The 12,904-nt window shown below is 54.8% G+C and carries 14 protein-coding genes; 9 read left to right on the forward strand and 5 right to left on the reverse strand.

Features of this window, described 5'->3' with window-relative positions; genetic code table 11:
* Positions 1 to 118: 118 nt before the first annotated feature.
* From VLX68_11525 to VLX68_11540, 4 genes are all read left to right on the forward strand, one after another.
* A complete protein-coding gene (locus VLX68_11525) occupies positions 119 to 1,285 on the forward strand; it encodes a hypothetical protein (GenBank protein HUI92867.1) in 1,167 nt (388 codons plus the stop codon).
* A 52-nt stretch (positions 1,286 to 1,337) separates the two neighbouring features.
* The gene (locus VLX68_11530) at positions 1,338 to 2,066 is read left to right on the forward strand and encodes a hypothetical protein (protein ID HUI92868.1); all 729 of its coding nucleotides are present in this window, start codon (positions 1,338 to 1,340) and stop codon (positions 2,064 to 2,066) included.
* A gap of 142 nt (positions 2,067 to 2,208) precedes the next feature.
* Positions 2,209 to 3,408 carry a FlgD immunoglobulin-like domain containing protein gene (locus VLX68_11535; protein ID HUI92869.1) on the forward strand — a complete coding sequence of 400 codons (1,200 nt, stop codon included), beginning with the start codon at positions 2,209 to 2,211 and terminating at the stop codon, positions 3,406 to 3,408.
* Positions 3,409 to 3,498: 90 nt separating this feature from the next.
* On the forward strand, positions 3,499 to 3,627 hold the full coding sequence (locus VLX68_11540) for a hypothetical protein (protein HUI92870.1): 129 nt from the start codon (positions 3,499 to 3,501) through the stop codon (positions 3,625 to 3,627).
* A gap of 42 nt (positions 3,628 to 3,669) precedes the next feature.
* On the opposite strand, the gene VLX68_11545 is transcribed toward VLX68_11540, so the two are convergent.
* The 5 genes from VLX68_11545 to VLX68_11565 all read right to left on the reverse strand — a co-directional run bounded on the left by VLX68_11545 (position 3,670) and on the right by VLX68_11565 (position 5,520).
* Positions 3,670 to 3,858 (reverse strand): hypothetical protein, encoded by a 189-nt coding sequence (locus tag VLX68_11545; GenBank protein HUI92871.1) that lies wholly within the window; start codon positions 3,856 to 3,858, stop codon positions 3,670 to 3,672.
* 64 nt (positions 3,859 to 3,922) lie between these two features.
* Positions 3,923 to 4,351: a hypothetical protein gene (locus VLX68_11550; GenBank protein HUI92872.1), complete on the reverse strand. Its 429-nt coding sequence runs from the start codon at positions 4,349 to 4,351 to the stop codon at positions 3,923 to 3,925.
* A 14-nt stretch (positions 4,352 to 4,365) separates the two neighbouring features.
* Positions 4,366 to 4,647: a hypothetical protein gene (locus VLX68_11555; GenBank protein HUI92873.1), complete on the reverse strand. Its 282-nt coding sequence runs from the start codon at positions 4,645 to 4,647 to the stop codon at positions 4,366 to 4,368.
* 1 nt (position 4,648) lies between these two features.
* Positions 4,649 to 5,011 (reverse strand): DUF2089 domain-containing protein, encoded by a 363-nt coding sequence (locus VLX68_11560; GenBank protein HUI92874.1) that lies wholly within the window; start codon positions 5,009 to 5,011, stop codon positions 4,649 to 4,651.
* A gap of 248 nt (positions 5,012 to 5,259) precedes the next feature.
* Positions 5,260 to 5,520 carry a hypothetical protein gene (locus tag VLX68_11565; GenBank protein ID HUI92875.1) on the reverse strand — a complete coding sequence of 87 codons (261 nt, stop codon included), beginning with the start codon at positions 5,518 to 5,520 and terminating at the stop codon, positions 5,260 to 5,262.
* Between VLX68_11565 and VLX68_11570 the strand changes: the two genes are divergently transcribed.
* The 5 genes from VLX68_11570 to VLX68_11590 all read left to right on the forward strand — a co-directional run bounded on the left by VLX68_11570 (position 5,519) and on the right by VLX68_11590 (position 12,844).
* A complete protein-coding gene (locus VLX68_11570) occupies positions 5,519 to 8,707 on the forward strand; it encodes a hypothetical protein (protein HUI92876.1) in 3,189 nt (1,062 codons plus the stop codon). The two genes, VLX68_11565 and VLX68_11570, sit on opposite strands and share 2 nt — an antisense overlap.
* Positions 8,708 to 8,726: 19 nt before the next feature.
* Complete coding sequence (locus VLX68_11575) at positions 8,727 to 9,920, forward strand: hypothetical protein (protein HUI92877.1); 1,194 nt, start codon at positions 8,727 to 8,729, stop codon at positions 9,918 to 9,920.
* Between the two features lie 146 nt (positions 9,921 to 10,066).
* Positions 10,067 to 11,257: a beta-ketoacyl-[acyl-carrier-protein] synthase family protein gene (locus VLX68_11580; GenBank protein ID HUI92878.1), complete on the forward strand. Its 1,191-nt coding sequence runs from the start codon at positions 10,067 to 10,069 to the stop codon at positions 11,255 to 11,257.
* Positions 11,254 to 12,318 carry a beta-ketoacyl synthase N-terminal-like domain-containing protein gene (locus VLX68_11585; GenBank protein ID HUI92879.1) on the forward strand — a complete coding sequence of 355 codons (1,065 nt, stop codon included), beginning with the start codon at positions 11,254 to 11,256 and terminating at the stop codon, positions 12,316 to 12,318. Before VLX68_11580 ends, VLX68_11585 begins: the two co-directional genes overlap by 4 nt.
* A 13-nt stretch (positions 12,319 to 12,331) precedes the next feature.
* Complete coding sequence (locus tag VLX68_11590; GenBank protein ID HUI92880.1) at positions 12,332 to 12,844, forward strand: cupin domain-containing protein; 513 nt, start codon at positions 12,332 to 12,334, stop codon at positions 12,842 to 12,844.
* Positions 12,845 to 12,904 lie beyond the last annotated feature (60 nt).

The raw sequence follows: 12,904 nt of genomic DNA on the forward strand, positions 1-12,904 counted from the left end.
CGTTAATGCTATTCAATAATGTTAAACCTGCAGGGTGGCCGGTTTGAACAAATGCTATACAAATAATCCTCTGTACGATACGATTATCCTTGATTGTATTGAATAGTAGGAGGCAACAATGTCCCAGCTCATTCTCTGCGCCTGCAAAAAGAACATCATTGTCTTTGAGGAAAAAAAAACCGGCACGATCTCCAGCCTGTTCATCGAGCAGTACTGCCGCAACCAGCAGCAGGTCGTGAGCAGGAGGAAATGGTCGCATGAGGGGTTCGGCGCGGCGTTCCGAATGGACATGAGGCCCGGCATGGAATTCCAGGAAGTCAATGTCATGCAAAGCGCACGGATAACAGGCATTACGCCGGTTGACGGAGGCGATATCATCTATTCATGCGCGGTGGGCGATTCGAGCGGGCTTTTCCGGTGCCGGCCCGGCGACGACATCGACAACGAGGGGCATGTGCTCCACGACCGCAACGTTCTCTTCGAGGGCGTCACCGCGACTCCCGACGGAAGAATGGCATTCTCAATCCGCAATAAAAACGGGGAATGCAACATCGCGGTGGGCAAAACAGGCAGTTCCCAGTACCGGGAAGTGACCGAAGGCGATTCCATCGACCGGAACCCTGCCTGGGATCCCGCGAATCCCGACCTTATTTATTACGACAGCGCCTCGATAGGGTATGAGAACAACGGAAGGCCGGTCATCGGTCCGCGCGCGATCCTGAAAATCGAACTTTCCAAAGGGGAAATTGAGGAAATATTGGGCGATGACAACCTCGATTATTTCAGCCCGCAGGCGGATTCCGACGGCAACATTTGGTGCATCAGGCGGCCGTACGCAAAATCAAAAACGCCGGTGATGACGTTTTTCGATGTCCTGCTTGTGCCCGTGAGGATCGGAAAAGCGGTGTTCCACGCCATCGAGTTCTTCACCTACCGCAACACCGGCGAGACCCTCACCTCGGCGGGGCCGAACCCGGGAAAAATCCGCACCGCCGCGCCCGAGGATCTTTTTCTTGAAGGCGTGAGGATCGATTCGAAAAAAAACCTGAGGGAAAACAGCAGGGCCGGTGAATTGATACCCGGTATCATCTCCCGGAGCTGGGAACTGGTGCGCATGGACCCAAACGGCGACATTGTCTGCGTGGCGCGGGGCGTGTGCAGCTTTGCGCTGACCGGCAGGGACTCGTTTGTATTTTCCAACGGCCGATACGTATGCAGGTCGGAGCGGGGCAAGGTGGAAAGGATTGGGGAGTGCGGGCCGCCGTGTAGGATTGCGGTGATGTAAAGTTTTTATAAGTAATTTGGCAGGCCCATTCATCACTCAGAAAGGATCGATCATGGCAAGGTTTTGTATTTTATTTCTATGCTTCTTCGGCTCCCTCTCCGCCGGCATTCTCGACACGTACTACGCAAATGGCCTGAGCATCGAGGGTCAGGCCTTTCTCGGCTACGTTGACCGGGTTGTCACCCGCACGGACATCACCACGAACCCCACCGACAAGACCTGGCTGCAGTATTTTGACACCCGCGACAATGACCGGCCGAACTCTTTCAGGCTGGCCATTATGTATAGCAGGCCGGTCCTGAGTTTTCTTTCACTCGAGGCGGGAGCAGCGGTCACCCACACCGACGACGACGAATTCAGCAGGTATTATGATTTGACAAACGAGGTTCTGACCGTCAACTACATTGACCTGCCTGTTTTTGCCGGCGTTTCGCTGTATTATCGTTTCCTTAAAATGTTCGCTGTCTTCGCTTCCCCCGCACTGGAGCTGAACAACCAGTTTTTCAATTACAGCTATCAAGCCACGCCGCCCATGAGCAATGAAATCAATAACGTGCAGGTGAAATACCAGTTCAGCCCCGGATTTGTCGTACGGGGCGGCGCAGAATTCATTCCATGGAAAATATTCGGGATAGCATTGCTATTTACTTACAGGAATTACAGCTCCGAGGCGACGGACATTACGGTGATCAGCAACGAAAAATATAGGGAAAAAATTACCTGTCCGCCATGTGCGCTTGGGCTGAAGGTGTCGTTTTATTTTCAGAAGAAGAGCAGGTAAATTAACACGTTGATTTATTTATTAATGAGTAACGAAATCACTCATTCAACGCTTGATGAATAAAGGAGGCATTCTGAAAACATATTTTACCTCCCTGTTCCAAAATGCCTTTACGCTTTCATGCTTCCTGCTTTGCTTTATAATGGCAGGAACCTGTCTTGCCCAGACCTTCCCTCCGCTCCCCGAAGGAAACACCGGCATTGCCAGCCGCTATCCCAACGATGCGGGCATTGCGGGAGACACGGACGTGATCTTCAGCGACGACTTCGAGAGTTACGCTGACTCGTCGGGTCTTTCCGCAACGTGGAACGGCGGTGTGTATCACAACGTCCGCCTTGCAACCGAAAAAGACCATGTTTTTGCGGGCTCGAAGTCGGTCGAGTTCACGCTGCCGCAGCAGACCATCGAGTGGAGCAATACGGTCGCGCGCGATCTTGACAAAAGCCACGAGCTCACGCTGCTTTTTCTCCGGGCCTATACCAAGTTCGACACGACGTTCGACGTCGTGGGGTCCAGCCACAACGGCATCGGCATGTCGGCGCACTACTTCATCAACGACCAGGCCACGCCGGGGGTTCCCTCCAACGGCTACAACAAGTTCCTGATGGAATTCGAGAGCTGGCGCGGCACTGCTGCCGATACGTCGCCGGGCAGCCTCAATGTTTACATATACCACCCGGGACAGCGCTCGCAGTGGGGCGACCATTTTTTCCCGGACGGCGAGGTGATGCCCAACACGTCGATTCCCTACGATTTCGGCAGCGGCTTTGTGGCGCGGCCCTGGATCACCTGCAAGCTCGGCAGGTGGTATTGCGTCGAGCTCATGGTGAAGGCGAACACGGTCGGCCAGAGCGACGGAAGGGTGGCGTGCTGGCTCGACGGAAAGCTCATCGCGGATTTCCAGAACCTCGTGCTGCGCTATGTTGATTCCCTTAAAATCAACAGGTTCAATCTGTCGCTCCACGCGGGCTCGAACCCCACCCGCCAGACCTATAAATGGTATGACAATGCGGTGGCGGCAAAATCCTACATCGGGCCCATGTCGTCGGCAGGGCCGGTAAAGAACCACTTGAATCCTGCAACAGGATCTTGTCTCCCCTCGGTTTCCGGGACCACGATTTATTTTTCGCTCGCGCAGGCGATTCCGGTCCGCGTGGACATATTCACCATGAGGGGAGCATTGGTCAGAAACCTTGTGGGCGGGACATTTTCAAGCGGCAGCCATGGTACACGCTGGGACGGCCGGAACGGATCAGGCGTTCCGGTCGCGGCTGGCATGTATATCGCAATGATAAGAATTGCTGACAGGACCTGGACTGCTAAAATGTCAATAGCACTGTGATGATATAATCCTTATACGCGGATCATCTACAATCCATTTGTTGCGAGGTAATGAATGTCCAGAAAAACCATTGTCCTTATGGGAATGATCTTGGGATCATGCATTGGCGGCTATCTTCCCACCTTGTTGGGAGCGCACGGCATTTCCGGGTGGTCGCTGCTGGGAAGCACCATAGGCGGAATCGCCGGAATATATGTTTCTTTTAAACTTTCCGGCTAATTCCTGCTTTCTCTCAATGGATGTCCCCTGTTTTCAAATGCGCTAACAAGCTCCCAGTGCCTGGAATACCGGATCAGGTTTTTCGGTTTCCAAATGCAGCCTGCTCACGACCTTGACGCCCACGACCCTTGCCAGTTTTTTCACCAGCTCGATCTCCTCATCCGACATGGGCGGGCATTCCGGGCTTGTCCAGAATTCAAGGTGTTCCAACATGATTTCCCTCGGTCCCATGGTTCTTCCTTTCTATTCTCTGTTTTTATTTCTCTGCGGTCTCTGTGTCTCCGTGGTGAATTTTTTATTCCCCGCAAAACACCTTCACGATGTCGCCGTTTTTCGAATTCACGTTGACTTCCATCTCGACCAGGTTTTTAATGAGCTCGTCGATGTCCTCCGGCTTGATGTTGCTCAAATCGAAATTCATCCCCTTTTCCTTCATGGCGCCGTTGATGTGCTCCATGGCCTGCGGCGGGATGAGCGCGGTAAACCGCATGCCCGCGCGGATGAGCCCGAGCGGCACGCGCACGTCGACGTTGTCCTGCTGGGCGCTCAGCACCTTGACATACATGTATTTGACGTTTTTCGGGGTTTTCGCCTGGACCGCGGCGGTCTCCGGCGTTTGCGCGCCGCTGCTTTTTCCCAGCGCGTCAAGCAGGTCTTCAGCCTCGCTCGCGGAAATTTTCCCGTCGGCGAGCATTTTGAGAATCCGTTTTCTTTCTTCTCCCATAGATACCTCCATTGCTAAAGTATAGTCACATCCACGATTGAATTCTGCCTGGCATTGTTCACTTTTACCGTAAGCCCGCGCATCGCCGAAACAAGCGAAAACACGCACCCCAGAATCGAGAAAAGGTAAATCCTTGCATTGGCAAGACGGAGCACTATCTCGGCGACCACCAGAAACGGCAGCAGCAGAAACAGCAGTACGAGGGCAAAAGGCCACACGATGAACAGCGGCAGCCATATTCTGAGATTGAACCGCTCGCCCGAATGGATTTTCAGATTCATGACGCTTGGTATCATATCAGCTCCTTAGTTTTTCAGCTGCATCTTTGGCCGAAATTTCACCCCGCTCAAGCTGGCCGAGTATTTCCTCCCGTTTGGGCGCCGGCGTTACCTCAACAAACTGCAGTTGGCTTCCTATTTTATTAAGCCGGGCCTTGATGGTGGGGTAACTCACTCCGAAGGCCTGTTCCATTTCCTTTATAGAGCCGTGCGTGCGGATGAAATGAGCAACAAACACTTGGTCCTCATCGGAAAGCCGGGCAAGGGCCGGTAGCTCGAATTCGCCTTGTATTGAAATGCCGGTGTCTTTCATTTTAACCGATGTGACCAAAAATTCCTTTTGGTTGGTAAGGGACGTCAGTTTATACCATTCCGATGCCATTTTCAACCTCCATATTGATTTTCTTAATAAAATATACTCATTAAATTAATTTTGTCAATAGTTATTTTTAATTTTTTAATAAATTTCCTTTATTTTTCTTAACTCATTAAAATTTAATAAGTTATATGATAATTAGGTATAGGTTTTTTTATCGGGAGCCGGCAGATTCGCAAGGTTGATGGTATACAGGGTGACAATTGGTCAAGCTGGATAGATGAGGTGATTAGCATCTATAGTATGTACACAATTTACAGAAGATTTTGACGTGCACCGAAGGTAGAATGGTGACTTTGCAAAGAAGAGGATGATATTCCGCGCCAGGGGCGACCGGAGGAAGAACCGGTGCCGCGGCCGGCCGGCGCCATGATTTTCGCAATAATCTGCCTTGCCCTATTTATCAACATCATGATAAAATTATCAAGTATCTTCTTAGAGAATTTCTTTTCCATATTACTGTTCTCCGGCAAAAAAGATATGCGCATGAAAAAAATATTTTCATCGTTATTCATGCTTTTTTTAACATCCCTTCTATTCGCCTTCAACCATCCTGAAATAAAATGGAAGAGCGTGACCACGAGTCATTTCATTATTCATTACTACGACAAAACAGAGCCAGCGGTCTATGCGACCTGGAAAATAGCCGAGGATGCCTATGCGGGGCTTTCATCACTTTACGAATACGACGAACGCGAAAAAATCAGCATCGCCCTGGCAGACTACGACGACTACTCCAACGGGTTCGCCTCCTGGACGGATGGGAGCATCATGATATGGGTGACGGATGCGCGATTCGATCTGCGGGGCAACAGTACGTGGCTTCGCAACGTGATCACGCACGAGCTTGCCCACATCGTGACGCTCGAGAAGAAATCGCGAACGCAGCTGCTCGATTGGACCTTGGAGCTGGACTACGAATCGCCGTCGGCGAGCGTGTCGCTTGCCGAGCCGTTCGCCACAACGCGATTCTGGCCGGAATGGTTCGCCGAAGGCACGGCGCAGCTCGAAAGCGGCCGGCGCGGCAACGACTGCTGGGATTCGCGGCGGGACATGCTGCTGCTCGACGCCGTGGCAAGCCGCCGCGCATTGACACTCGATGGAATGGGATATTTCAACCACGACGGCATCGGTTCGGAGCTGGTGTACAACCAGGGATATTCTTTTGTCAAGTACATCGAGTCGAAGATCGGCACCGCCGCCTTTGTGCGTCTGTGGAACAGCGGCAGGAACATGACGCTGTTCATGAATACGTTCAAAGCGCTGTTTTTCGACCAGACCGGTTTTTCACTCGACGCCCTGTACCGGCAATGGATGGACAGCCTCGCGACGGCGGCCCGGAAGCGGGTTCCGGCCGACCCGACCCCGGCGGCAACGGTATGGAACAAAGGGTCGTACAATTATCTTCCCAAGGTGTCAAGCGACGGCAAGTGGCGGGGATGGCTCACCAGCGACAAGGACGATTTCAGCAGGACCGACCTGATCGTCGCGCCCAGCGGCGGGACCGGCAACGCCATCACCATTCAATGGGCGCTTGGGTCGTGGGACTTTTCGCCGGACAGCCGGTGTGTTTATTTCCTCAAGCAGCGGGAGCCGTCGGACCACGGTTCGTTTTACAACGACCTGTATGTGCTCGACCTGACAACGAAAAGCGAACGCCGGCTCACGCGCGGCGCCCGGCTGTACGACATCGCGGTTTCGCCTGACAACCAAAAAATCGCATGTGTCCAGTTCCGCAGCGGCGTGTATTCGATTGTGCAGACCGACATGAATGCAAGAAGCTGGGAAACCCTCGTGCAGGGAACGCTGGGCGAACCGTTTATCGGCCTTTCCTTTTCGCCGGTAAAGACCTCCATTGCAAAGCCTGCCGTGAAGGACACTGCCGATTCCACACGGACGAACACGATTTCGGTTAAACACGACTCTGCCGCGCCTGCTGCCGTTCAGCCGGCTGCGCCGTCGCCCCCCGAATACATGCTCGCCACGAGCAAGGTCATCAGCGGCAGGGCGCGCATCTGCATCGTGGGCACCGAAAGCAGAACGATGACGGTGTGCGGCCCGGCATCCGGCCAGCAGGAATATCCGCACTGGGGAAGGGACGGACGCATCTATTTTGACGCGGACTACGACGGCGTGTTCAACATTTATTCCATGAACCCCGACGGAACCGGGCTGCAGCGCCATACGACCGTGTTCGGCGGCATGTTCCAGCCGTTTCTTGACAATAACGGAAAATTGCTGTGCACCCAGTTCGCCCAACAGGCATTTTCGGTTGTGTCGTGCCCTGCCGCCGGCGCGCCCTATGTGCCGCCGGATTCGCAGACGTGCTCGTTTTTCCCCGTGCCCAGGCCTAAAGGCGAGGTAACGATACGAAGCAGGCCGTACGAGGGAAAGCTGCTGCGGCCGGTGCTGGAGCTTCAGAGTTACCTCTCGGTTAAGGACGATGCCGGAACCTTTGCCGAGGCTCTTTCAAAAAACCGGCTTTCTTCGTGGAGCGACACCGCGGGCTTGGAAGCGGGAACGAGCCTTGTCATCAGCCGCTCGGACGCGCTCGGCAGAAAAGACCTTTCGCTCGCGATTTCCGGCCTGGTGATACATCCGGGAATAGAAATAACCGATTCTTCATGGAAAGACACGGCGCGAGCCGGCCACAGTCATGCACTTTTAGCGGCGCCCGATTTCATTGGCGCCGTGAGGGAAGCGCTGGCGCAGGGACGCCGCCCGCAGCACCAGTTTATCGGGGGCAGGGCTTCCACCCTGCTTAACGATGCTCTGTTTGGAAACCATGTTGCTGCCGCTGCGGCCGCGCGCCAGCAAAGCTCGTCCACAGACTCCGGCTCAGGGCCTTCCGTCCAATGGATGCCGGTGCTGGCCCCGGGGATTTCCCTGCAAAACAGCACGCAGGAAATAAGCCTGGAATTTGACGCGCAGGCCATCCTCGAGCTCATGGTGCCTGTGTACCTCTCGGTTGCCGGCGAAGGATTGTGGCAGCTGGCGCGCGACTGGTATGTCGGCGCCTCGCCGCAGGCGCTGGTGTATACCACGGAGTTTGGCAATTCCTCGGTACTGCTTCCCTTCGGATTGATCTGGCTGACCTACAACTACGAGAACACGGACATCGCCTACAACGACGGGGGCGTGACGCGCATGCAAGTTTCGGTGGAACCGGATTTTTTCGGCGTGGCCGATACATCGAGTCCCGGGACCGTGTCCTGGGCCAGGAGATCGTCCGTCACCTATGCGCTCTCGTTCTCCCACGGTTTTCCCATTATGAAATATGCCTCTTTTATCCTGAGCACCGACGACTCGTACACAAAACTTTCGGCGAACGATTTTATCGACACCCGGCGCCTGTTAAAGGGTCTTTCATCGGAGTTCCTGAACCTCGATGCCGGGGCGTCGCTGGTTTTCCCGCTGTGGCGCCAGATCAACGCCGGGCCGCTCTATGCCGACGCGCTCTACGCTGAGATAGGGTATGATTTTTCCGTCTATGCGAACTCCCTGAACCTGGGCGGTCATCTCAAACAGGCCTTTATCGATCCCTTATATTACAACGACCACCTTTATCCCCTGCACCAGATAAGCGTTGGAACGAAGCTCGGGTTTTTCAAGTCGTACACGTTCAGCCGCACGCTGTCGATCAAGGTGCTGTGGGACATGATGCGCAACAATGCGGGATTCAATTTTTCCGTCGGGTTCTGAAAATGAAAGGTCATACGGCTTGAAATTCCTGCTTGTCTATCCGAAGTGGCCCAAGCTCCCGTTCCAGACCGAATTCCACCTCCCGCCGCACGGGCCCGTGGTCATGGCCGCGGCAATCCCGCCGTGGGTCGAGGTGACCTTTGCGGATGAGAATGTTGAGGAGGTGCCGTTTGACGGCGGCTGGGACGTGGTCGGCGTCTCGACGATGCTCACCTGTCAATTGCCTTCCGCCTTTGAAATAGCGGCGCGGTTCAGGATACAAAAGATCCCGGTGATTTTCGGCGGCATCGCCACAATGCTGCATCACGAAGAGGTGAAGAAACACGCCGACAGCGTGTTCCTCGGAGAAGCGGAGGGGCGGCTTGATCAGGTGTTTGACGACATCAACGCCGGCGCTCTCAAGCCCAAATACGATTACCTGCAGAATTTTCCGGACATCGCGCTTGTCGGGCCGGCGCGGCGGTCGATTCTCAGGCATGAAAACTATTCGTACAAGGGCACGGCCATGGTGGATTTGTTCCACGCGTCGCGCGGCTGCAGGTTCAACTGCTTTCCCTGCTGCACGCCGTTTCTCGGCGGCAGGAATTTCAGGCCGAGGCCCATTGCCAGGGTGGTGGAGGAGCTCGCCACCATCGGCAACGACCGTTTGTTCGTGGTTGACAACTCGCTCGCGCAGGACAAGAAATGGGAGCTTGAGCTCTTCACGGCAATGGCGCCGTTCAAAAAGCGCTGGTGCTGCCATCCCATCGAGGACGACGACGACGTGCTCGCAAAAGCGGCCGAGGCGGGCGCGTGGTACGTGTACCAAGCGGTGTTCGACACATCGGATTTCATCCGTAACAGGATCAGGCGCTATAAGCAGTTCGGCATCGGCGTGGAGGGCACCATCATCCTGGGCACCGACGACCACACCGAGGACGGCATCAGGCGGCTCGTGGACTTTCTCGCCGAGGCGGAGCTTGACCTTGCGGAATTCACCGTGCTCACGCCGTTTGCGCACACCCCCATACGCGAAAGCCTCGAGGCCGAGGGAAGGATTTTAACGAATGACTTTTCGCGCTATACCACCGGCGAAGTGGTGTTCAGGCCGAAGCACATGAAGCCGGACAAGCTGCAGGAATTATATGAATATGCGTGGAAGACGTTTTATAAGGATGAGCCGCAGAGATATAAGATGTATAAGCTGTTCAAGCGGATTTTGGATAAGAATTAAATAAATTGGCGGGGGATGTCTCCCCCTGAGAAATCGCAGATTTTAAAATGCGGATTGCGGAATTAAAATCGTCAAACATCAATCTGAAATCCGCGACTGGTAAAACCCTCCAAGAACGTCCGGCTCTTTATTTATTTTGAAATATCATGAATAACGAGGTCTGGATCACCGGCATGGGAATCGTCTCGGCGCTCGGCGCGGGCGTCAAGTCCCACCTTGACGCGCTTGTCAACTCCCGCTCCGGCCTTGCTCCACACTCCTTTTTCGATGGCGAACATAAAACCGACGTCATCTGCGGCATGGTGCCGCATGAAGCGCTTGGGCTTTCCATCGAAGAAAGCGCGGCATCGCGTGCGGACCTGCTCCTCGACATCGCCTGTAAAGAGGCGCTTTCTCAGGCAAAAGTAAACGGCGGGTGCGGTGCGGACGTCATGGTGGGGACAACCGCGGGCAATTTCCACGGCGCGACCCTGTATTACCAGCAGAAGCGTTCGAGAAAGACGCCAGACACGAATCTTGTTTCAGGATTTCTGCCGTGCACGCCGGCCGATTACATTGCCGAAAAAAACAAGATACGCGGCAGGCGCACCACGATTTCGTCCGCGTGCGCCTCTGGCGCGACCGCCATAGGCCGCGCGTTCCGCTCTGTCCGGAACGGCCACGCCTCCATGGTTATGGCGGGCGGCGTGGAAGCGCTGAGCCCTTTTCTCGTGGCGGGCTTCAAATCTCTCATGTTGATTTCCAAGAATCCCTGCAGGCCGTTCGACGCGGGCCGGGACGGGCTCAACCCGGGCGAGGGCGCGGCGCTGATGGTGCTCGAAAGCGCCGCAGCCGCGACCGCACGCGGCGCGCGGCCGCTCGCGGTTGTAAAAGGATTCGGGGAAGCGCTCGAGGCATATCACCAGACGCGCTCAAATCCGGACGGAAGCGGCATCAGCGCCGCGGTTAAAAAGGCCCTGGCGCAGGCGGCTTTTCAGCCGGCGGGCGTTGATCATGTCCATCTCCACGGCACGGCAACGGTGTTCAACGACCTTTCCGAATACAATGCCTTGAAGACCATATTCGGCGGCCGTTGCAGCGAAGTGCCGGTGTGCTCCACCAAATCCATGACCGGCCACACCCTGGGCGCGGCCGGCGCCATTGCCGCCGTGTTTGCTGTGTTGTCAATATTAAACGGCATCGTTCCGGCGACCCTGTTTCACGAAATCCTTGATCCGCAATTCAACGGCCTTTCCGTCGCCAAGAAACCGTTTGCGGCCGAACTTAAAAACGTTTTAACAGCATCGCTCGGGTTCGGCGGAGAGGTCGCGAGCTTGCTTTTAGGGAAGGCCCAATGATGCAGAACGCCCTCGGCATCACCAGCGTCGGCGTAATTCTTCCCGCAGGCACAGGGCTTGCGGCGTTGCGGCCGGCGCAGCCGGCATCATCAGGCCGGGTGATGCTGGTGCTGCAGGTCCCGGCAATAGAGGGAATTTCAAAAAACGACATGCGCCGTATGTCCAAGCTCACCCGGTTTTCTCTGTTTGCCGGCCGGCAGGCAGCAAAAGCCGCAGATTTTTCTCCCGCGGCCGCAGGACTTTTTGTGGGACTGACGCACGGCTCGACGTCGCACCTTGCCGAGTTCCATGATTATCTTTTCGATTACGGGCCCGACAAGGCCTCGCCCAACAGCTTTTCAAACGGCGTGACCAACGCGTCGCTGTCGAACGTTTCCGCATTTCTCAAGCTCACCGCCGGCGGCACAACGATCCTCGGTTACGAAAACAACGGGCTTGACGTGCTCAACTGCTGCTGCCAAAACCTTTCGGATGGTGAATACAACGTCTGCCTTGCCGGATCGTCCGAGGAATATTCGGAGGTGGTGCACGGCGCGTATCGCGCCTGCGGCTGGTTCGGCGAAAAAGCGCCTGCGTACCTGCCGTGGCCCCGGGAGAATGGAGAGGGCGTAGGGATCGGAATATCGGAAGGCGGCGCGTTTTTCGTTCTTGAGCCGTTGTCACGATACATCGGCAGGAAACCGCTTTGCAGTTTCTCTCCTGTCAATATTGAAGAATTTCAAGGCGGGGCGGACGTCGTTATTTCCGGTGCCGGCGCCGGCATGCAGGATGTTCACGAGCTCCGGCTCCTCGAGCGTCTCGGAAAGAAAAATGCCGGAAAAAAGCCGGCGCTGCTTTTTTCAAAGCCCGTTTTCGGCGAGACCTTCGGTCTGGGCGCGATGCTGTCGTGCCTTATGGCATGCGATATCGTGGCGAGCAGCGCGGTGTATCCTCAGTTTCCCGTTCACCCGTCATTGAAGAATTTTTATGATGAGCAGCAGCGCGGGCCTGCGCAATCGGTTCTGGTGGCGGCGGCGGGAAGAAACGGGCAGACAAGCGCGGGAATGATTTATTCTGCATAGCATGGTATTCATCATGAAAAGAAAATCAAACATCGGATTTCTTGTGCTGCGGCTTAAAAACGCCGCAGCCGACAAAAAGCTTTGCGAACCGTCAAGCAACGGCCGGAAAGTTCTTGTCAGCAAGATATATCCTGACGAGGAAAAATCTGCCAGTGAGCGTGTTTGGAAATCAACCGTCGTTCCAGAAAAAACGCCGGTCGTTGAAACAGGAATAGGCGGGCTAGAGGTTTCAACGTTTTCCGAGAAAGCAAAACAGACGCGACATAAACACCTTCGTGCTACGGAATGTTACACCGTGCTGAAAGGTGCAATGACGATAAGGCTCGATAACGGCCCGCCCGTGGTCCTTCACGCCGGCGATGAAATTATTGTGTTTCCACGGACTATCCATGAAATATTGCGTAAGAGGAAATTCCTGACAAGAGTGCATTCTGTCAACACGCACGGAAAAGACGACAAGTACGTCGAGAGGAACGGGCGGTGGAAAAAGGGCCCTTGGAGCGCTACGGTTTCAAAGACGAGATAAAGGTCCGTTTGGATTCTTTAATCCCTTCAAATGTTTAATTCCCGGTCGTCGAGTAGTCTG

Source organism: Chitinivibrionales bacterium, assembly GCA_035516255.1.
Classification (GTDB): Bacteria; Fibrobacterota; Chitinivibrionia; order Chitinivibrionales; family FEN-1185; genus FEN-1185.

Coding starts and splice junctions, on each gene's coding strand:
- VLX68_11565 (HUI92875.1), bottom strand. CDS start 5,520: ATGAATAACGATGAAAATATTTTTTTCATGCGCATATCTTTTTTGCCG.
- VLX68_11585 (HUI92879.1), top strand. CDS start 11,254: ATGATGCAGAACGCCCTCGGCATCACCAGCGTCGGCGTAATTCTTCCC.
- VLX68_11555 (HUI92873.1), bottom strand. CDS start 4,647: ATGATACCAAGCGTCATGAATCTGAAAATCCATTCGGGCGAGCGGTTC.
- VLX68_11545 (HUI92871.1), bottom strand. CDS start 3,858: ATGGGACCGAGGGAAATCATGTTGGAACACCTTGAATTCTGGACAAGC.
- VLX68_11580 (HUI92878.1), top strand. CDS start 10,067: ATGAATAACGAGGTCTGGATCACCGGCATGGGAATCGTCTCGGCGCTC.
- VLX68_11530 (HUI92868.1), top strand. CDS start 1,338: ATGGCAAGGTTTTGTATTTTATTTCTATGCTTCTTCGGCTCCCTCTCC.
- VLX68_11590 (HUI92880.1), top strand. CDS start 12,332: ATGAAAAGAAAATCAAACATCGGATTTCTTGTGCTGCGGCTTAAAAAC.
- VLX68_11570 (HUI92876.1), top strand. CDS start 5,519: ATGCTTTTTTTAACATCCCTTCTATTCGCCTTCAACCATCCTGAAATA.
- VLX68_11535 (HUI92869.1), top strand. CDS start 2,209: ATGGCAGGAACCTGTCTTGCCCAGACCTTCCCTCCGCTCCCCGAAGGA.
- VLX68_11550 (HUI92872.1), bottom strand. CDS start 4,351: ATGGGAGAAGAAAGAAAACGGATTCTCAAAATGCTCGCCGACGGGAAA.
- VLX68_11525 (HUI92867.1), top strand. CDS start 119: ATGTCCCAGCTCATTCTCTGCGCCTGCAAAAAGAACATCATTGTCTTT.
- VLX68_11560 (HUI92874.1), bottom strand. CDS start 5,011: ATGGCATCGGAATGGTATAAACTGACGTCCCTTACCAACCAAAAGGAA.